A 19,095-nucleotide genomic window follows, 5' to 3' on the forward strand; every position below is an offset into this window, starting at 1 on the left:
ATCGACTGGCCCACCCTCCTCACCCCCTACAACACCCACCCCACCGAACTCCCCCCCTACCCCTTCCAACACCACCACTACTGGCTCACCCCCGAGCCCGCCGACGTCACGGTGAGCGGGTCGCGTTCGGAGGGGCGACCGGTGGAACCCGTACGTCTGTTGGGCGTGCGACTGCCGTCGCCGCTCGCGCAGGCGCAGTTCGCCGCCCGACTCGACCCGGCGGCGCATCCCTGCCTCGGTGACATCGTGGTCGGCGGACGGCCGGTGGTGGGTGCCGGGGTGTTCCTGGCGTCGGCGATCGAGGCGGTCACCGAACTGGCCGGGCCGGGGCCGGTTTCCGTCGAGGGTCTGGAGCTGCCGCTCGACCTGGTGCTCGCCCCGGCCGGCGCCGATCCGGGCGCGATCACCGAACGCGCCGTCCAGCTCGTGGTGGATGACGGGTCGTTCCGTTACTACGCGCAGGACGCGGCCGGTGGCTGGCAGCTGCACGCGGAGGGACGGGCCCGCTCGGGCGCGCCGGCCGCGCCGACGGTGGCGCTCGCGGTGGTCGAGTCGGGCCGGGAGCTGACCGGGGACCAGCTGTACCGGTTGCTGTGGCAGCGTGCGTTGTACCTGGGTTCGGCCGTCCGCTGGGTGGAGCGGATCAGGCTCGGCCGGGACGAGGCCACGGCCGTGATCCGGGCCGCCGTCTCGGGTGAGGCGGAGCCCTATCTGCTGCACCCGGGGCTGGTCGACGCGATGTTCCATACCGCGCTGGCCTGCTTCCCCGCGGGCGGGCCGGCCCTCGTGCCGGTCGGGCTGGACCGCTTCGTCCACTACCGTCGTGGTGGCCCCGGGGACGGTCTGCGATGTCACGCGGAACTGTTCGACGGTGGCGCCCGGGCGCGTATCCGGCTCGTCGCGGGAGACGGGCGGCTGGTGGCCGAGGCCGACGGTGTGCGGTTCGCTCCGGTCGCTGCCCGGCCCGGGGCGGAACCCGCGGCCGTAGCGACGTCCGTGGTGGTGCCGGGGCCGTGCGCCCGGACCGCGGAGCTGACGGTCCCCGCGCCCGCCCCGGCAGAGGTGGCCGAAGAAGTGCCCGCCCTCACGCCCGAGGCGGTGCGGGCGTTCGTGGCACGGACCGTGGCCCAGGCGCTGGGTATGGAGGCGGCCCGGTTCGACGGACGCCAGCCGTTGCAGGCGCTCGGTCTCGATTCGCTGATCGCGATGAAGATCCGGCTGACCCTGAGCCGGCGGTTCGACGTCCTGCTGCCGATGACGGCGTTCCTCAACGGCCGCGGCAGCGACGACATCACCGACGACATCCTTCGCGCCCTGGGCAGCGCGGTCGAAGCGGAGAGCGACCGCGAAGCCGGCACCGGCACGGAAGCCAGGCAGGCCGCCGAGGAAGCGGGCACCGTGTCCCGGGCCGAGGACGCGGAACGCTACGAGCCGTTCGGTCTCACCGATCTTCAGCAGGCGTACCTCGTCGGCCGTGGTGACGTCTTCGAACTCGGCGGCACCTCCACCTACTTCCAGATCGAGATCGACCTGGAGCACGTGGACACCGACCGCCTCGCCGCCTCCTTCCGGGCGATGATCGAACGGCACGACATGCTGCGGGCGGTCTTCACGGCCGAGGGCGAGCAGCGGGTGCTGCGGGACGTTCCGGCCTACGTGATCCGGGAGAGCGACGTCTCCGCGCTGGACCCGGCCGGGCGCGACGCCGCGTTGACCGCCGTCTACGAGGAGATGCGGCGGCAGGTGTTCGACACCGCCCAGTGGCCGCTGTTCGACGTGCGGGTGACCCGCGTCGACGACCGGGTGATCCGGCTGCACGCCGGCTTCGACGCCCTGATCATCGACGGTTTCAGTACGTCGATCCTGTTCAGGGAGTGGGCCGCCCACTACCGCGGTGAGACGCTGCCGGAACTGCGGCTGCGCTACCGGGACTACGTCCGCCAGGCCCGTGCCCTGGAGAGCGGGCCCGAACACGAGCGGGCGCTGGCCTACTGGCGGGACCGGCTCGACACGCTGCCGCCCGCGCCGCAACTGCCGCTGGCTGTCGACCCGTCGACCCTGGACCGGCCGGTGTTCAACCACCGGGGGGCGACCCTGTCGAGCCGGGACTGGTCCCGGTTCAAGCGGCACGCGGCGGCGGCCGGGGTCAGCGCGTCCGCGGCCCTGTGCACCGCGTACTCGCAGGTGATCGCGGCGTGGAGTGCCACCCCCGACTTCTCGCTCAACCTGCTGTTCGCCAATCGGCTGCCACTGCACCCGCAGGTCGGCGATGTCATCGGCAACTTCTCCACCACCCTGCTGCTGGAGATCCGGGACGCGGCCACCGACACGTTCGCCCGCCGTGCCGAAGAGGTGCAGCGCCGGCTGTGGAGCGACATGGAGCACAGTCAGGTCAGCGGGGTGCAGGTGCTCAGGGAGCTGAACCGGGCCCGGGGCGGATCGGTGCGGGCCGCCGCGCCGGTCGTCTTCACCAGCCTGGTGAACTCCACCGGCCGGCAGGACACCGAGCAGCGGGGTGTCGTGCAGTATCTGGCCGGGATCGGTGAGAACGGCCGCCAGGTCAGCAGCTCGGTCCGCACCCCACAGGTGTGGCTGGACCACCAGGCGGTCGAGGAGGCCGGTGAACTGGTCCTGAACTGGGACGTCATCGAGGAGTTGTTCCCGGCGGGCTGTGTCGACGCGATGTTCGCCGCCTACCGGCGGCTGCTGCACGACCTGTCGCAGGACCCGGCGGCCTGGCAGCGGCCCGCTCCCGTCCTCGTCCCGGCGGCCGATCTGGGCGTGCGGGACACGGCCAACGCCACCGACGGGCCCGTCCCGGACGGGCTGTTGCACGAGGGTGTTCTCGCCCAGGCAGCGTTGCGGCCCGACGAGCCCGCGGTGATCACGCCGGCGCTGACCCTGACGTACGCCGGTCTCGACCGCCGGTCCAACCAGGTGGGGCACCGGCTGCGCGCTCAGGGAGCCGGTCCCGGCGATCTGGTGGCGATCGTGATGGACAAGGGCTGGGAGCAGGTCGTCGCGGCGCTCGGCATCCTGCGGGCCGGGGCGGCGTACGTCCCGATCGACGCCGCCGTGCCCGCCGAGCGGCTGCGGGTACTGCTGGACAGCGCCGGGATCAGCCACGTCGTCACCCAGCCGTGGGTGGAGGACACCGCCGCGTGGCCTCAGGGCGTGGCCAGGACCGTGGTGCGGGCCGATGACGAGGGTGACGACCGGCCGCTCGGCCGGTGCGGCGCCGGACCCGCCGACCTCGCCTACGTGATCTTCACCTCGGGTTCCACCGGGCTGCCGAAGGGCGTGATGATCGAGCACGGGGCGGCCCTGAACACGGTGGTCGACGTCAACGAGCGCTACCGCGTCACCGCGGCGGACCGGGCGCTGGGGCTGTCCGCGCTCAACTTCGACCTGTCCGTCTACGACGTCTTCGGGCTGCTGTCGGTGGGTGGCGCGCTCGTCCTGCCCGAGCCGTCCGCGCACCGCGAGCCGGCCCGCTGGGCGGAACTCGTCGCCGAGCACCGGGTGACTGTCTGGAACAGCGTGCCGGCGCTGATGGAGATGTTCACGGAACACGCCCTCGCCAACGGGCTGACCGGGCTGCCGGTGCGGCTGGTGATGATGAGCGGGGACTGGATCCCGGTGACGCTGCCGGGCCGGATCCGGCTGTTGCTGCCGGACGCCGAGCAGTGGAGCCTCGGCGGCGCCACCGAGGCGTCGATCTGGTCGATCTGCCAGCCGATCGGGCAGGTCGCGGAGGACTGGGTGAGCATCCCCTACGGCAGGGCGATGCGTAACCAGCGCTTCCACGTCCTCGACGGCGCGATGCGGCCCTGCCCGGTGTGGGTGCCGGGTGATCTCTACATCGCCGGTGTCGGTCTGGCCCGCGGGTACCTGAACGACGAGGCGAAGACCCGGGCCGCCTTCGTGCACCACCCGGTCACCGGTGAGCGGCTGTACCGCACCGGTGACCTGGGACGCTTCCTGCCGGACGGCACCATCGAGTTCCTCGGCCGGCAGGACTCCCAGGTGAAGATCCAGGGATACCGGATCGAGCTGGGAGAGGTGGAGGCCGCCCTCACCCAGTGCGAGGGGGTGCGGGCCGCCGCGGTCGTCGCGGCGGGCGAACAGCACGGTCCCAAGCGCCTGATCGCCTACGTCGTCCTCGACGACGGGCGGGAGGACACCGAGGCCGGGATCACCGAGGCGCTGCGCCGTGCGGTGCCCCGGTACCTGGTGCCGCAGCGGATCCTCGTCCTGGACGAGCTGCCGCTGAGCGACAACGGGAAGGTCCTGCGGGCGGCGCTGCCCGCGCCGGACGAGGTGGCCGCCGAAGGCACCGGCTTCGTCGCGCCCCGCGACGACGTGGAGCGCCGACTGGCGGAGATCTGGGCGGAGTTCTTCGGTCTGGCCGAGGTCGGGGTGACCGCCGGCTTCTTCGAGCTCGGCGGTGACTCGCTGCTCGCGGTGCGGCTGATGGCCAGGATCGCCCGCGGTCTGGGCCGCAGCCTGCCACTGTCCACCCTCTTCGCCCGGCCGACCATCGAACTGCTCGCCCAGGCCGTCCGGGAGACCGGCAGCGGTGGAGACGGCCGCACGGCGCTGGTGCCGGTGCGCACCACCGGCTCACGTCCCCCGCTGATCTTCGTGCACCCGGTCGGCGGTGACGTGCTCTGCTACGCGGAGCTGGCCGAACTCCTCGGCGACGACCAGCCGTTCTACGCGCTCCAGTCGCCGGACGCCGAACTGCTCAGCGTCGAGGACATGGCCGCGCACTACGCGGCGGCGGTCCGCGAGGCGCTGCCCGAGGGCCCGTACCGGCTGGGCGGCTGGTCGATGGGCGGGGTGATCGCCCTGGAGACGGCCGCCCAGCTCACCGCGGCGGGCGCCGAGGTGGACCTGCTGACCGTGGTGGACCTGCTGGAGCCGCCCGGGCCGGCCGACGCGTCCGTCACCGACGAGGTGCTGCTGTCCTGGTTCGCCCGGGACCTGGCGGGTCTGGCCGGCGTGGACTGGGAGCTGCCGCCCGAGGCGTTCGACGGCCGCCCGCCCGTGCAGGTGCTGCACAGCGAGGCGTGCGCGGCGGGGGCGTTGTCGGACGACGTCGACCTCGGCACGCTGAGCCGCATCCTCACCCGGTTCCAGAACAACTACCGTGCTCTGCTGCGCCATTCGCCCCGCGGCTTCGCCGGCCGGGTGCTGGCGCTGCGGGCCGCGGACGGCGGTGCGACGGCCGAGACGGCGTCGCGCTGGATGGCGTACTTCCCCGGTGACGCCGAGCTCGTCGACATTCCGGGCGACCACTACACAGTGATGCGCGGCGAGGGGCTGCGCGCTCTGGCCGGCGAACTGCGCCGGGCACTCGACGCCAACTGACCGGCCGGCCGGGCCGTCCCACCGACGGCCCGGCCGGTCCACCCCGGACGGGTCCTGCGGGTCCGGCGGGTCCGGTCCAAGGAGTGAGGACAATCGGTATGCGAACTGACCAGGCCGCCGACCCGAAGCGGTGGCTGATACTGGGCGCGATGGCGTTGATGATGTTCATCGCGACCATCGACAACACGGTGATGACCGTGGGCCTCGCGTCGATCCAGAGCGGACTGGGCGAGTCCAACGCCCAGTTGCAGTGGTCGATGGACGCCTACACGCTCACCTTCGCGGCGCTGCTGTTCACCGCGGGCATCCTCGGTGACCGGTTCGGCCGGCGGCGGGTGCTGCTGGCCGGCCTCGTGGTCTTCCTCGGCGCGTCCCTCGCCGGCGCGTGGTCCTCCAGCCCGGGCGAACTCATCGCCTGGCGGGCCGTGATGGGGGTCGGTGCCTCCGTCGTGCCGGGTTGCACGATGGCCGTCGTCGCGAGCGTGTTCCCCGCCGAGGAGCGGGCCCGGGCCATCGGCTACTGGTCGATGTCGGCCGGTATCGGCATCGCGGCCGGGCCGGTCGTGGGCGGTGCGCTGCTGTCCGCCTTCTGGTGGGGGACGCTGCTGCTGGTCAACGTGCCCTTCGCGGTCGTCGCGCTGGCGATGGTCGGCGTGCTGGTGCCGGCGAACCGTGGCCCCGGGGCTCCCCGGGTGGACGTCACCGGGGTGCTGCTGTCGGTCGCCGGTGTCGGCGCCCTCGTCTACGGAGTGATCGAGGGCGGTGAGGAGAGCAGCTGGCTGGAGGGGGTGGTGCTCGGTCCGATCCTGCTGGGACTGGTCCTGCTCACGGTGATGGTGCTGGCCGCCCGCCGCCGGGACCAGCCCGCGTTCGACCCGTCGCTGTTCACCGACCGGCGGTTCGCGATCGGCGCGGCGGCGCTGGCCGCGTCGTTCTTCGTCGCGACCGGGGCGACGTACATCCTCTCCTTCTACCTCCAGCAGCTGCGGGACTTCTCGCCCGTGCGGGCCGGGCTGCTGACGTTGCCGCTGGCCGTCGGTTCGACGGTGTCCGGTGCCGCTGCCACCCGGCTGACCGCCCGCTGGGGGCCCGCGGTCGCGCTCGGCGGCAGTGGCCTGCTGATGGCCGTCTGCTGTGTCTTCTACGCGGTGGTGGACGCCGCCACCCCGGTCTGGCTCTTCGAGGCCGTGCACGCGCTGTTCGGGCTGGGTTTCGGGGCCACGTTCGCGGTGGGCATGGCGGCGACGATGTCCGCGGTGCGGCCCGCGAAGGCCGGCGCCGGGTCCGCCGTCGCGAACACGGTGCGGCATCTGGGTACGGCCTTCGGTGTCGCGGTGCTCGGCTCCGTCCTGGGGTCGGTGTACCGGCACTCGCTGGGCGGTGCCGCCGGGGCGCTGCCCGCCGGGGCGCGGACGTCCCTCGGTGGCACCCTGCGGGCGGTCGTGCACGCGCCGCCGGGCCTGCGCGGGGCGGTGGTGGCCGACGCCGACAGTGCGTTCCTGACCGGGCTGCACGCCGCGATGTGGGTCGCGGCCGTGGTGTGCGCCGTCGCGTCCGCCGTCGTCCTGGCCGGCCTGCGCGGCGGTCCCGCCCCGGCCCGCCCGGTCGCCGGCCGCCGGCCGCGCGCGGTCGCCGGAGGGACCCGATGAGCGCGCTGCCGGCCACCGTGCCGGTCGCCGTCGTCGGAGCGGGCCAGTCCGGGCTCGCCGTCGGGTACTACCTGCGGCAGGCCGGCGTGCCCTGCGTGCTGCTCGACGCCGGGAGCGCGGTCGGCGAGACCTGGCGGCGGCGCTGGGACTCGCTGAGACTGTTCACGTCCGCGCGGTTCTCCGCACTGCCGGGCCTGCCCTTCCCCGGCCCCGGCGCGCGCTACCCCGGCAAGGACGAGGTCGCTGCGTATCTACGGGAGTACGCGCGGCGGTTCGACCTTCCCGTACTGCCCGGCCACCGGGTGCTGGCCCTGCGCAGGGACGGCGACGGCTACCTGCTGACCACCGGGCACGGCGACTGCCGGGCCGGTCAGGTCGTCATCGCGACCGGCGCGTTCGGCACCCCGCGGATCCCGGAGTTCGCCGCCGCGCTCAGCCCGGACGTGCCGTCCCTGCACACCGGCGACTACCGCGGCCCCGCGCAGGTCCCGCCGGGCACGGTGGTGATCGTCGGTGACGGCAACTCCGGGCGGCAGATAGCCGTGGAGCTGGCCGGCACCCACCGGGTGGTGCTCAGCTGCGGGGACACCGTGTCACCGGGGCTGCCGCAGACCGTCGTCGGGCGGGACATGTTCTGGTGGATGAGCGTCCTCGGCGTGATGAGCATGCCGGTGAACATGCGGGCACCGGATCCCATCGTCGGTGACCGGGTGCCCGCGCTGGTCGCGGACGGCCGTATCCGGACGGTGGGCCGGATCGCCGCCGCCCGGGGCGCCGAGCTGCTGGTCGCGGACGGCGAGCGCCTCAGGCCGTCCGCGGTGATCTGGGCGACCGGCTACCGCACCGACTGGAGCTGGCTCGACCCGGCGATGCTCGACGAGTCCGGTCAGCCCCGGCACACGGAGGGTGTGGGGGCGCTGCCGGGCAGTTACTACCTGGGCCTGTACCGGATGCGCACCCGCGGCTCGGCGCTGCTCGGCTTCGTCGGCCGGGACGCCGAACGCATCGCGGCCGCGGCCGTCACCGCCGCCCGCGGCACCCCGGACGCTTCCCCCGCTGCGAAAGGCGAACCGGCATGACCACGGCCACCGTCACCGAACTCGACGTACTCGCCGCACTGCTGGCGTTCGACTTCATCGGTTTCGCGCAGAAGTCCACCGCCCTGGATCCCGCCGACCCGCACTACGGGCGCGCGGTCGGCGCCGCGTTCTCGCTGGCGGTCCGCCGCCGGTTCCCGCGCGGCGCGGCACCCGAGGAGATCAGCGGCTACGTCGCCGGCGTACTCGGCTCGCTGGAGGCAGGCGCGGAGGACTTCCCCCCGGCGTTCCTCGAAGGCCTCGTCACCGAGGGCCTGTACGGCGGGCAGGCGTCGGGCGAAGGGCACGTGGGCCCGGAGACGGTACTCCAGGCCCGACTGCTGCTGACGTTCCGGCTGGTGCGCGAGCTGGGTCTCGACCCGGACGGGCAGCGGGAGTTGCTGGCCGAGGCGGCCCGGCGGGTGTCGGCCTGAGGCGTGCCGGTGTGGGCCCCGACGGCCGGGGCTCCTCCTGAGGCGTGGCCGCTGTGGTGCCCCGGGCGGCGGGCGGCACCGCAGCGGCGCTCACCGCGCGGACGGCGGACCGGGAACCTGCGGTCCGGCCGGGCTCCCGGACACTCGCGCCGTGCCTCGGTCCCCGGCTGCCTGCGCCGTACCGCCCTCCCCGGTCGCCTGCGCCACGCCTCGCTCCCCGGACGCCGTGTCCGTGTCCGCGCCGGAGGCCCGCGGGCCGCCCGAGACGTGCAGGGCGCCCTCCGCGTACATCGCGCGTACCGACCGCTTGTCGTACTTGCCGACGCTGGTCTTCGGCACCGCGTCCACGAACGACCACCGCTCCGGAACCCACCAGCGGGCCACCCGACCGGCCAGGAACTCCCGCAGCTCGTCGGCGCCGACGTCGGCGCCCGGTACCAAGGACACACAAGCGAGCGGGCGTTCCTCCCAGCGCGGGTCGGGCACACCGACCACGACGGCCTCCAGCACCGCGGGGTGCTCGGTGATCGCGTTCTCCAGCTCGATGGTGGAGATCCACTCGCCGCCGCTCTTGATGCCGTCCTTGAGCCGGTCGCTGACCACCACCCAGCCACCCGGTTCGATCACTCCCAGGTCGCCCGTGCGCAGCCAGCCGTCGTGGAACTTCTCGGCCGAGTCGGGGCTGTTGTAGTAGGAGCCGGTCACCCAGGGCCCGCGCAGCTCCAGTTCGCCCACCGACGTGCCGTCCCAGGGCTGTTCGGTGCCGTCCTCCGCGATCAGCCGCACCTCGACGCAGGGCATCAGCCGGCCGCTCTTGGCGAGCCAGTCGATCTCCTCCTCGTCGGGGGTGCCGTGCGGCGGGACCGCGAAGGTGGCCAGCGGGCTGGTCTCGGTCAGACCCCAGCCCTGCTTCAACCGGACGCCGTAGCGGTCCTTGAGCCGCTGGAGGAGGGCACGCGGCGGGGTGGCACCGCCACAGCCGGCGAGCCGTACGCCGCTCAGGTCCAGCGGGTGGTGTTCGCCGTGGTGCACCAGGCTGTTCCAGATCGTGCAGATCGCCGCCACCCCGGTGGGCCGCTCCTCGTTGATGATCCGGGCCAGCTCCGGAGGGTGCAGCAGCCGCCCGTTCATGATCAGGTCGGCGCCCGCCAGCCAGGCCGCGTACGGCCAGCCCCAGGCGTTGGCGTGGAACATGGGCACGATCGGCAGGATCCGGTCGCCTTCCCGCATCGCGAAACCGGCGCCGGCCGACACACCGAGTGTGTGCAGGAAGATCGACCGGTGGCTGTAGGCCACGCCCTTGGGGTGGCCGGTGGTGCCGGTCGTGTAGCAGAGCGCCGCCGCGTCCCGTTCGTCCAGGTCGGGCCAGGGGAAGCCGGGCCGCTCGGCCGCCAGCAGCTCGTCCCAGCGGTGTACGGTGATGTGCCCGGGCAGGTCCGGTTTCGGCGCGTCGCCGATGACGACCACGTCGCGCACACTGCCCAGCCGGTCCCGCAGCGGGGCGAGAGTCTGCAGCAGGGTCGCGTCGACCAGGAGGACCGCGTCCTCGGCGTGCTCGACGATGTAGCCCAGCTGGTCGGGGTGCAGCCGGAGGTTGAGGGTGTGCAGCACCGCGCCCATGCTCGGCACGGCGAAGTACGCCACGAGGTGCTCGGGGGTGTTCCAGGCCAGCGTGGCCACGCGCTCACCGGGCCGCACGCCCAGCCGGTCCAGCGCCGCTGCGAGCCGCTCGGCCTGCCCGGCGATGCCGGCGAAGGACTGCGAGGAGCGTGCGGCCGGCCCGTCGGCACAGCGCACGACCCGGCTGTCCGCGTAGACGCGCTGCCCGTGGCTCAGGATGTCGCGGACGAGCAGTGGACGGTCCTGCATCGTGCTCTTCATGGCGGCCCCTCGCAGGTGCGCGGTCAGAAGGTGGTCCGGCGTCTTACCACGGCTGTCGTCCGGGAGGTCCGGACGACAGGCCGGGGCCGCACGGGGAACGCTGACGGCGGGCGGCGGGCCGGCCCGTCGCCCGCCGCCGTCGTCCGTTGCTAGGAGAGGGTGCCGTGCAGACTCGCGGAGACGTGGGACGTGTCCCGGAGGTTGACGACGGAGTTCATCCGTCCGCCACCGGTGGCGTGCGCGTACTCCCCGGTGCCGCCGGTGATCCAGTAGGTGCCGGACGGGTGGACGACGGGGTCCTCCGTGAGCGGCGCGGTGAGGTGGTAGCCGAGGGTGATCCGGTCGCCGTCACCGGCGCTGATGACCGCCGTCCCGTTGATGTCGTACTGGCCGGGAAGGCTCAGCGTGCAGGCCTTCTCCTGGTCCTGCCATGTGCCGTTGCCGCCGATGGGAGTGCCGGCGGCGCGCCCCTGCGCGGTCACGTCGAAACCCCCGCAGGTCACGGTGTCCGGGTCCGCGGCGACGGTCGCCGCGAAGTGCGCGGTGACGTTCATGTTGCGACCCTGCTGGTCGGCGGCGTGCGTGGCACCGGCGGTGTACCCGGCCAGCAGCAGCGCTGCGGCAGTGGCACCGGTGGAACGCGCCAGCCATTGACGGACAGCTTTCCTCAAGACGTCCTCCGTCTGTCATGAACAGTCAGATCTGGGTTCGGCAGGCCGCGGCGGACCGGTCGGCGCCGACCGGCCGTGGCCCGTGTGCGATCTCGCGTGTCAGCCGCCCTGTCGGGGTCTCCCCCTCCCCGGGGCACGCGACACGGCCGTCCTCCGCGCCGGTGCCGGTCGGGCAACCGAGCGCGGGTGAAAGTCCGTTGAGGACAGTTTCCCTGCCGATGTCCCTTCCGTCGAGGCGTTTGACACATTGTCCTGCTTTCGGATCTGCGTTCTATGCGACTGCCGAGCACGGCTCCCACCGGCCGGCCCGGCCCGGTGCCTCAGGTCGTCCTGTGCGACCGAACGGCCCGGTACGCACCGGCGCGCCGCCCGACTGACGCGCACGGCCGTGCCGGGCACGCGATGCTGGTGGACGGAACAGGTCCGTGCGAGGCCAGGAGGCTCGGCCGGTGACAGCCGTCAACCCGACGAACAGCGCCTCGGTACTCGCCGCCTTCGGCGCGCTGGGCGTCCTGGCGGTGATCTTCGCCGAGTCGGGGCTGCTCGTCGTCGGCTTCTTCCTGCCCGGTGACACCCTGCTGTTCCCGGCCGGGGTGCTGTGCGCCGGCAGTGCCGGGCAGCCGCCGCGCCTGGAACTGTGGCAGGTGCTGGTGTGCGCGGCGGTCGGGGCGGTGGCGGGCGGCCAGGTGGGGTACCTGATCGGCCGGCACGGCGGACGGGCGTTGCTGGCGCGCACCTCCAGCCGGCGCGTGAAGGACGCGGCGGCACGGGCGGAGGAGCTGCTGGCGCGCTACGGCCACGGCAAGGCGCTGGTGATCGGCCGGTTCGTACCGGTGCTGCGCACGGTCGTGCACCCGGTGGCGGGCGCCCTGGGCGTGCCCGCGCGGGCCTTCACGCTGTGGCAGACCGTGGGCGGCGTGCTGTGGTCGCAGACGCTGGTCCTCGCCGGCTACCTGCTCGGCACGTCCGTACCGCACGTCGACGACTACCTGCTGCCGCTGGTCGCCCTGGTGGTGGTGCTGTCGCTGCTGCCGCTGCTGGCCGGAAGCCGCCGGGCCCGCCGCGAACGAAGCGAGCGGCGCGGCCCCGGACACTGACCCCACGCACACGCTGCCCCGGCACGGCGCACGCGCCCCGCGGGCGCACGCCACCCGCCGGACCGGTGCCGACGGGCGCCGGTCGTGCGGGGAGCCGAGGCGGTCGCGCGCCCGGCGCCGCCCGTGCCCGAAGGCGCGCCCGCGGCCGGACCGGGCCGGTGTCAGTGGGGCCGGAGCGGCGTGCGTTCCTCGCGGCGCCTGCTGTTCGGACGGCGCGGGCGGTGGACCGTGTCCATCTCCCCCACCGCCGCGCGGACGTGCCCCGGACCGTCCGGCCCGTCGGTCCCGCCGCACCACCAGGAGGGGCGTCCGGCGACCTCGGCCAGGTGCATCCCGAGCCCGTGGAGGGTGCACACCGGCCACGCCAGCCACAGGCACTCCATGACGGTGTCCTGGGCGGCCCCGGCGACGGCCAGGAGGGCCTCGGCAGCGGTCGACGACGGCTCCAGCGGGTTACCGTGCGCGTCGCCGTCCGCCAGGGCCACGTGCACGCGCTCCGCCTCCTCCTCCGGCTCGCCCGGCCAGGCGACGAGGCACAGCGGACGCTGGTCGGGCAGGGTCACGGCCAGGTCCTGGTTGACGGCGGCCAGGGCCTCGTCCCGGAGCGGGTGTTCGCCCCTCGGGACGAAACGCGGCTCGGACGGGGCGGGGAACGGTGCATGCATGGCCTCATCCTCCCAGCCGGCCGCCGGGACCACGCCGGCCGTTCGTCGCCGCCGGCCGCCCGGGGAGCCGTGTCATGCAGGTACGTGCCCGGCGTCCGGTGGTCCGCGCCGCCGGAGAGCGCGGAGTTCCACGGCGTCCTGGGTCTGGAGGAGGTCATGAAGCGGGACCCGAACGGCGCGGTGGTCGACGTGCTGGGCCACCCCTGACCCGTCCGGGCGGGCACAACAGTCTCCTGGGCGGTTCGCTGACCGGCCGTGGTACCGGTCCGGGTACGACGCCCCCGCTGTCCGGAACGGGGGCAGCGGCTTCTCGCCGGAGGCACCCGAGGGGGTGCGTTTCCTCACCCGTTCTCGCGTAGTGGACGCCTGCTCGGCCCGGCGGCCGCCCGAGTCTGGTGCACTTCCCTTGGTCAAGGCAGAGTTGACGAGACATCAGGGGACACGGTGATCAGACGTCGCAGACGTTCGACAGCGGGCAGAGTGGTTCTCACGGCGGTCACGGCGTTCGGCGTGCTGGCCGGTACGGCGTCGGCGGTGGCGGCCCCGGCCCCGGCGGGCCGGTGGATCGCACCGGGTGTGACCTACCGTCAGTTCGACATCGACGCCCGCGCGGGGACGGCCCACGCCCATCTGCTCACGGTCGACCTGGCCAACCCGCACGTCCGGGTCGACCTGCTGTATCCGGGCGAGGTGGCGGCCCGGGCCACCGTCTCCCGGCTGGCGGACTCGGCCGGGGCGGTCGCGGGTGTCAACGGCGACTTCTTCCACATCACCGAGACGCAGCATCCGGGTGTGGAGGCCACCGGTGCGACCGTAGGGCCGGCCGTCGCGGCCGGGCAGGTGCTCAAGGCGGCGGTGCCCCAGGGCCAGCGGTTCGGACCGGCACTGCCCCCCGGCACGACCACGCGCGACGTCTTCGGCGTGGGCACCGACCGGAGGGCCCGTCTGGACCGGCTCTCCCTGGCCGGCACCGTCGGCACGCCGGACGGCCGGCTGGCCCTCGGGGGCCTCAACCAGTACGCGCTGCCGGTGAACTCCGTCGGCGCCTTCACCGCGAAGTGGGGCAGCGCCTCCCGGGCGCGGGCCGTATGCGGCACGGACACCCAGCGGTCGGCGCCGTGCAGCGGCGACACCTACGAGGTGAAGGTGCGCGCCGGCCGGGTGGCCTCCGTCTCCGGCGCCCCGGGCGGCGGCGCGATCCCGGCGGACACCACGGTCCTGGTGGGCCGGGAGGAGGGCGCGGGGCAGCTGCGCGCGTTGTCGGTCGGGGACCCGGTGGAGGTCACGCACAGCCTGGTGGCGGCCTCCTCCGGGGTGCCGTACACGTTCGCGGTCGGTGGCTTCCCGGTGCTGCGCGGCGGCGCCCCGCTGTCCGGGCTGGACGACGTCACCTCGGCGGTGCGCACGGTCGTGGGGTACAAGGGCGGCGGACAGCAGCTGCTGCTCCTGGCGCTGGACGGCTCCGCGGAGTACCGCAGCGGCCTGACCGTCGCGGAGGAGGCGGACACCATGCGGTCGCTGGGCGCCTCCGACGCCTTCAACCTGGACGGCGGCGGCTCGACGGAGCTGGTCACCCGCGCCGCGGGCGCCGGCGCCGTGTCGGTCCGCAACCACCCGAGCGGCGGCGCCGAACGTCCGGTGCCGAACGGCATCGGTGTCTTCTCCACCGGGTGACTCAGGGCCGCAGGCTGCTCACCAGGTCGGCGGTCGCGGTGAGCCCGCTGTGGATGGTCGGCGCCATGCTGGTGCCGGCCAGATAGAAGCCGAGCATCATGCAGACCAGGGCGTGGGACACCTTCAGGGCGCCGTTGCGCATGAAGATCACGGCCAGGATCAGGAGCAGCAGCACCACAGAGATGGAAATGGCCATCAGAACCTCCTCCGCCACGCCCCATGTGCGGCGTTCGGCCGCAAGTGTGGCGTAGCGGAGGGTCTGCCCGGGTCGCTGACGTGTCCGCCGTTCGTGTGGTGTCACACGGAGGGACGGGCGTCGAGGAAGGCCTCGAGGCCGGCGAGGTCGTCGGTGTTGAGACAGTCGACGCCCGCGGCGAGCAGTTCCGTCCACAGCGCGTCCCGGGCGGGACCGGCCGTGTCGGGGGTGGCCCAGAAGCGGACCCGCCGGCCCTGCGCGTGGGCGGCGCCGGTGATGCCGCGCGGCTTCTCCCGTTCGGCGTCGGGGAACGCGCCCTCGCCCGTCCAGGTGAAGTTCTGTGTCCAGTTGTCGCTGATCAGTGAGATGAGGGAGGCCGGGGCGGTGCCGGGAGGTCGTCGAGCCGGCCGTCGTAGAAGGCACGGCGTTCCGTCTGCGCCTCCATAGGGGTGCGGGCGGCACGGTCGCCTCAGACGACGGCGGTGACGGGACCGGGGTGGACGCGGCCGTGCGCGTACCGCGTCCACAGGTGCGGGTGGCGGCGAGGTGGCGGTCGAGTTCCAGGTAGGTCGAGGCGCCCTCGGTCTTGATGTCGATGAGGAGGTGCAGTGGCCGGCGCCGTCCCCCGTGGACACTGCCGCGGTTGGCCCGGACGAGGGCGGCGAGCGGGTCGAGACAGAGGGATTCGAGGGTGCGGGACGGGTCCGGTCCGGAGCTGTCGTGGCCGACGAGGAGCTGGTCGCCGACGAGGAAGATGTCGGCCTCGACGCTGCCGAAGCGGTGGTCGAGGGCGTCGGACAGGGGCCGCGGATGGGCGTAGTCGTTGTGGGCGTGGGCGTGCCACAGCGGGCGTGGGTGGTGCTGGTGCGCACCGGCCGACGCGCGGTTCGCGGGCAGGGCGAACGTGCCCGCGAGGGCGGCGCCGAGGGTGGTGAGTACTCGGCGGCGGGTGGTGAGGGCCATGCGCTGCCTCCCTGGGAATGCCGGATGAGGCCGAAGGGAGTATGCGTTCGGCACCTCACCGACAGGCCCCACCCGACGGGGAGTTCGCCCTCTGTTCACTTGTCGTCGCCGGGTGGGACGGCCGGCCCGGGGCGCGGGGAAGCGCACCCGGCCGGGCCCGCGCCCGGCGTCCGCCGGTCAGGGCTCCTGGAGATCGACCAGTTCTGCCAGCGCCGAGCGGTGCGCGCCCGCGGTGCCGTAGGCGATGGAGTCGGCCTTGGCCCGCTTCAGGTGCAGGTGTGCCGGGTGTTCCCAGGTCATGCCGATGCCGCCGTGGAGTTGCACCGCCTCCTCGGTGGCGCGGACGGCGACGGGGGCGGCGTAGGCCTGGGCGACGGCGACGGTGATACCGGTGTCCTCGCCGGTGGTGAGGGCGTCCGCCGCGGCACGGGCGGCGGCCCGGAGGTGGACGACCTCCAGCCACAGCTGGGCGAGCCGGTGCTTGAGCGCCTGGAACCCGCCCACCGGCCGGTTGAACTGCTTGCGCTCCTTGAGGTACCGGACCGTTTCCGTCAGCGCCCAGTCGGCCACACCGAGCTGCTCCGAGGCGAGCAGTCCGGCGGCGGCGCGCAGCGCCCGGCGTACGGCGGGTCCTGCGTCGCCGACCCGGCGGCCGGCCGCGCCGGCCAGGGTGACGGTGGCGAGCGGGCGGGTGAGGTCGAGGGAGACCTGCGGGGTGACCGTCACGGCGTCGGCGGTCACGGCGTACAGGCCGCCGTCGTCGGCCGGGACGAGCAGCACGTCGGCGACGGCCGCGTCCGCGATGCCGGTCAACTCGCCGTGCAGGACGCCGTTCTCGACGCGCACGGTCGCGAAACCGGCGTCCGGGGCGAGGTGCAGTCCGACCGCGAGGGCGCCGATGGTCCGCCCGGAGGCCAGTCGGCCGAGCAACTCCTCGTCGGCGCAGGCGAGCAGGGCCTCGGTGGCCACGACGGCGCTCGTGAGGTACGGCACGGGGGCGACCGCCCGCCCCAGTTCCTCGAGCACGACCGCGGCTTCGCGGGCGGAGGCGCCCTGGCCGCCCTGCGCCTCGGGCACCAGCAGGCCGGCCAGGCCCATGCCGTCGGCGAGCAGCTTCCACAGGGCGAGGTCGTGCGGGGCGTCCGACTCGGTGCGGGTGATCACGTCGGCCGGGGCGCAGTGGTCCGTGAGCAGGTCGCGGACGGCGGCACGCAGCGCCTCTTCCTCCTCGGAGTAGAGGAGATCCGGCTGTGTACTCATCGGGCCAGGTCCTTCCAGGCGACGTCCTTGTCGGTGCGCGGCTCGGCGGGCAGGCCCAGGACGCGCTCGGCGACGATGTTCAGCAGGACCTCGCTGGTCCCGCCCTCGATGCTGTTGCCCTTGGAACGCAGGTAGCGGTATCCGGCGTCCCGGCCGGTGAAGTCGACGAGTTCGGGGCGGCGCATGGTCCAGTCGTCGTACAACATGCCCTCCTCTCCTCGGAGTTCGACTTCGAGGCCGCTGATCTCCTGGTTGAGGCGGGCGAAGGCCAGCTTCATGCCGGAGCCCTCGTAGCCGGGCTGGCCGGCGACGAGCTGCTGGCGCAGGCGTTCGCCGGTGAACCGGGTGACCTCGGCCTCGACCCACAGCCGCAGCAGGCGCTGGTGCAGGTCGTGGGTGCGCAGTCCGGGGCGTTCGCGCCAGGTCCTGGCGACCGGGCCGATCATGCCGCCCTCGCGGGGAACGGCCATGCCGCCGATGGAGACACGTTCGTTCATCAGGGTGGTCTGCGCGACCCGCCAGCCGTCACCGGTCTCGCCGAGGCGGCGGGTGTCGGGGATGCGGACGTCGGTGAGGAAGACCTCGTTGAACTCGGCCTCGCCGGTGATCTGGCGCAGGGGCCTGACCTCGACGCCCGGGTCGGTCATGTCGCAGACGAAGTAGGTGATGCCCTGGTGCTTGGGCACGTCCGGGGCGGTGCGGGCGATGAGGATGGCCCAGCGGGCCACGTGCGCGCTCGACGTCCACACCTTCTGCCCGTTGACGACCCACTCGTCGCCCTCGCGTACCGCCCGGGTGCCGAGCGCGGCCAGGTCGGAACCGGCGCCGGGCTCACTGAACAGCTGGCACCAGACCTCCTCGCCGGTCCACAGGGGCCGCAGATAGCGCCGCTTCTGTTCCTCGGTGCCGTACTCGAGGATCGTCGGCGCGGCCATGCCCAGGCCGATGCCGATGCGCCGGGGGTCGTTGTCGGGGGCGCCGGCGGCCTCCAGTTCGGCGTTCACGACGCCTTGGAGGGACCGTGGGGCGCCGAGCCCGCCGAGGCCCTCAGGGTAGTGCACCCAGGCCAGGCCGGCGTCGAAACGGGCCCGGAGGAACTCCAGGCGGTCGGTGCTCGCGGGTGGATGCTGCGCCAGCAACTCCTGTGTGCGGCGGCGCAGTTCCTCGGCGTCGGTCATGCGGCGGCTCCCTTCTCCAGAACGACGGCCACCCGGCCGGTGGTACGTCCGTCGGCGACCCGCTGCACGGCGTGCGCCGCCTGGGCGAGCGGCACGCGCTCGCTCACCAGCGGCCTGACGGCGCCGCGGGCGGCCAGTTCGGTCAGTTCCTCGTGGCAGCGCCGGACCAGCTCGGGGTTCTTCGTGTTGTACAGGCCCCAGTGCAGCCCGAGGATGGTGTAGTTCTTCACCAGGGCGTGGTTGAGGGCCGGGCTCGGGATGGTGCCGCTGGCGAAGCCGACGACGACGATCCGGCCCTCGAAGGCGGCCAGCTTCGCGGACTGTGTGTAGGCCGCGCCGCCGACCGGGTCGTAGATCACGTCGGCGCCCCGGCCGCCGGTCGCCTCCTTGACGGCGGCGACGACGTCCTCGGCACGCCGGTCGACCACCACGTCGCAGCCGAGCCCGCGGGCGACGGCGGCCTTGTCCGCGCCGCCGACGACACCGATCACGGTGGCGCCGGCGGCCTTGCCGAGCTGTACGGCGGCGCTGCCCACACCGCCGGCGGCGGCGTGCACCAGCAGGGTCTCCCCCGCCTCCAGGCGGGCGCGGCGGTGCAGGCCGAACCAGCCCGTCTGGTAGCCGATGTGCAGCGCGGCGGCCTCGGCGTCGTCCAGCGACTCGGGCGCGGGGAGCAGGGCGCGGGCGTCGGCGAGGGCGTACTCGGCGAAGCCGCCGTGGGGCAGCACGGGGTTGGCGAGCACGCGCCGGCCGTCCTCGGTCTCGCCGCAGATCTCCACGCCCGGGGTGAAGGGCAGCAGCGGGCGCACCTGGTACTGGCCCCGGCACAGCAGCGCGTCCGGGAAGTTGATGTTGGCGGCGCGCACCCGCAGCAGCACCTGGCCGTCGCCCGGCGTGGGCGGCTCCACGTCGGCGAGGCGCATCACCTCGCTGGGCTCGCCGTTCTCCTGCACTTGCCATGCCTGCATGCGGGGCCTC

The 19,095-nt window shown here is 73.8% G+C and carries 14 protein-coding genes and 2 pseudogenes; 8 read left to right on the plus strand and 8 right to left on the minus strand.

The genetic code is table 11. The features are described from left to right. The 4 genes from ACF1BE_RS25220 to ACF1BE_RS25235 all read left to right on the plus strand — a co-directional run. Positions 1-5,373, plus strand: a 5,373-nt coding sequence (locus ACF1BE_RS25220; RefSeq protein WP_392201296.1) for an amino acid adenylation domain-containing protein, incomplete at its 5' end; no start/stop codon positions are given. Between the two features lie 98 nt (positions 5,374-5,471). Continuing rightward, complete coding sequence (locus ACF1BE_RS25225; protein WP_392201297.1) at positions 5,472-7,022, plus strand: MFS transporter; 1,551 nt, start codon at positions 5,472-5,474, stop codon at positions 7,020-7,022. Next, complete coding sequence (locus ACF1BE_RS25230; protein WP_392201298.1) at positions 7,019-8,101, plus strand: flavin-containing monooxygenase; 1,083 nt, start codon at positions 7,019-7,021, stop codon at positions 8,099-8,101. The genes ACF1BE_RS25225 and ACF1BE_RS25230 overlap by 4 nt, the downstream gene beginning before the upstream one ends. Then, positions 8,098-8,532 carry a hypothetical protein gene (locus ACF1BE_RS25235; protein WP_392201299.1) on the plus strand — a complete coding sequence of 145 codons (435 nt, stop codon included), beginning with the start codon at positions 8,098-8,100 and terminating at the stop codon, positions 8,530-8,532. Before ACF1BE_RS25230 ends, ACF1BE_RS25235 begins: the two co-directional genes overlap by 4 nt. A 90-nt stretch (positions 8,533-8,622) precedes the next feature. On the opposite strand, the gene ACF1BE_RS25240 is transcribed toward ACF1BE_RS25235, so the two are convergent. Both ACF1BE_RS25240 and ACF1BE_RS25245 read right to left on the minus strand, forming a co-directional pair. Continuing rightward, complete coding sequence (locus ACF1BE_RS25240; RefSeq protein ID WP_392201300.1) at positions 8,623-10,413, minus strand: long-chain fatty acid--CoA ligase; 1,791 nt, start codon at positions 10,411-10,413, stop codon at positions 8,623-8,625. Positions 10,414-10,562: 149 nt separating this feature from the next. Next, entirely contained in the window at positions 10,563-11,084 is a 522-nt protein-coding gene (locus tag ACF1BE_RS25245; RefSeq protein ID WP_392201301.1) for a hypothetical protein, read from the minus strand. A gap of 449 nt (positions 11,085-11,533) precedes the next feature. Between ACF1BE_RS25245 and ACF1BE_RS25250 the strand changes: the two genes are divergently transcribed. Beyond that, positions 11,534-12,181, plus strand: a complete 648-nt coding sequence (locus tag ACF1BE_RS25250) for a DedA family protein (protein WP_392201302.1) — start codon at positions 11,534-11,536, stop codon at positions 12,179-12,181. A gap of 161 nt (positions 12,182-12,342) precedes the next feature. On the opposite strand, the gene ACF1BE_RS25255 is transcribed toward ACF1BE_RS25250, so the two are convergent. After that, positions 12,343-12,846 (minus strand): hypothetical protein, encoded by a 504-nt coding sequence (locus ACF1BE_RS25255; protein ID WP_392201303.1) that lies wholly within the window; start codon positions 12,844-12,846, stop codon positions 12,343-12,345. Positions 12,847-12,930: 84 nt separating this feature from the next. On the opposite strand from ACF1BE_RS25255, the gene ACF1BE_RS25260 reads away from it, so the two are divergent. The 3 genes and pseudogenes from ACF1BE_RS25260 to ACF1BE_RS25270 all read left to right on the plus strand — a co-directional run bounded on the left by ACF1BE_RS25260 (position 12,931) and on the right by ACF1BE_RS25270 (position 14,520). Then, a complete protein-coding gene (locus ACF1BE_RS25260) occupies positions 12,931-13,053 on the plus strand; it encodes a hypothetical protein (RefSeq protein WP_392201304.1) in 123 nt (40 codons plus the stop codon). An 85-nt stretch (positions 13,054-13,138) separates the two neighbouring features. Further along, positions 13,139-13,213, plus strand: a pseudogene (locus tag ACF1BE_RS25265) (DUF779 domain-containing protein); the annotation flags it as partial. Between the two features lie 113 nt (positions 13,214-13,326). Then, positions 13,327-14,520: a phosphodiester glycosidase family protein gene (locus ACF1BE_RS25270; protein WP_392201305.1), complete on the plus strand. Its 1,194-nt coding sequence runs from the start codon at positions 13,327-13,329 to the stop codon at positions 14,518-14,520. 1 nt (position 14,521) lies between these two features. Here ACF1BE_RS25270 and ACF1BE_RS25275 read toward each other — a convergent pair whose 3' ends face one another. From ACF1BE_RS25275 to ACF1BE_RS25295, 5 genes and pseudogenes are all read right to left on the minus strand, one after another. After that, positions 14,522-14,716 (minus strand): hypothetical protein, encoded by a 195-nt coding sequence (locus ACF1BE_RS25275; protein ID WP_392201306.1) that lies wholly within the window; start codon positions 14,714-14,716, stop codon positions 14,522-14,524. Positions 14,717-14,817: 101 nt separating this feature from the next. Then, a pseudogene (locus ACF1BE_RS25280) lies at positions 14,818-15,679 on the minus strand (phosphatidylinositol-specific phospholipase C/glycerophosphodiester phosphodiesterase family protein). A gap of 177 nt (positions 15,680-15,856) precedes the next feature. Continuing rightward, entirely contained in the window at positions 15,857-16,939 is a 1,083-nt protein-coding gene (locus ACF1BE_RS25285; protein ID WP_392201307.1) for an acyl-CoA dehydrogenase family protein, read from the minus strand. Continuing rightward, the gene (locus tag ACF1BE_RS25290; RefSeq protein WP_392201308.1) at positions 16,936-18,117 is read right to left on the minus strand and encodes an acyl-CoA dehydrogenase family protein; all 1,182 of its coding nucleotides are present in this window, start codon (positions 18,115-18,117) and stop codon (positions 16,936-16,938) included. Before ACF1BE_RS25290 ends, ACF1BE_RS25285 begins: the two co-directional genes overlap by 4 nt. Next, positions 18,114-19,085, minus strand: a complete 972-nt coding sequence (locus ACF1BE_RS25295) for an NADPH:quinone oxidoreductase family protein (protein ID WP_392201309.1) — start codon at positions 19,083-19,085, stop codon at positions 18,114-18,116. The genes ACF1BE_RS25290 and ACF1BE_RS25295 overlap by 4 nt, the downstream gene beginning before the upstream one ends. Between the last annotated feature and the right edge of the window lie 10 nt (positions 19,086-19,095).

Origin of the sequence: Streptomyces sp. NPDC014991 (genome assembly GCF_043080665.1) — a bacterium.
Taxonomy (GTDB): Bacteria; Actinomycetota; Actinomycetes; order Streptomycetales; family Streptomycetaceae; genus Streptomyces.

Coding starts and splice junctions, on each gene's coding strand:
- ACF1BE_RS25225 (WP_392201297.1), top strand. CDS start 5,472: ATGCGAACTGACCAGGCCGCCGACCCGAAGCGGTGGCTGATACTGGGC.
- ACF1BE_RS25230 (WP_392201298.1), top strand. CDS start 7,019: ATGAGCGCGCTGCCGGCCACCGTGCCGGTCGCCGTCGTCGGAGCGGGC.
- ACF1BE_RS25235 (WP_392201299.1), top strand. CDS start 8,098: ATGACCACGGCCACCGTCACCGAACTCGACGTACTCGCCGCACTGCTG.
- ACF1BE_RS25240 (WP_392201300.1), bottom strand. CDS start 10,413: ATGAAGAGCACGATGCAGGACCGTCCACTGCTCGTCCGCGACATCCTG.
- ACF1BE_RS25255 (WP_392201303.1), bottom strand. CDS start 12,846: ATGCATGCACCGTTCCCCGCCCCGTCCGAGCCGCGTTTCGTCCCGAGG.
- ACF1BE_RS25275 (WP_392201306.1), bottom strand. CDS start 14,716: ATGGCCATTTCCATCTCTGTGGTGCTGCTGCTCCTGATCCTGGCCGTG.
- ACF1BE_RS25285 (WP_392201307.1), bottom strand. CDS start 16,939: ATGAGTACACAGCCGGATCTCCTCTACTCCGAGGAGGAAGAGGCGCTG.
- ACF1BE_RS25290 (WP_392201308.1), bottom strand. CDS start 18,117: ATGACCGACGCCGAGGAACTGCGCCGCCGCACACAGGAGTTGCTGGCG.
- ACF1BE_RS25295 (WP_392201309.1), bottom strand. CDS start 19,085: ATGCAGGCATGGCAAGTGCAGGAGAACGGCGAGCCCAGCGAGGTGATG.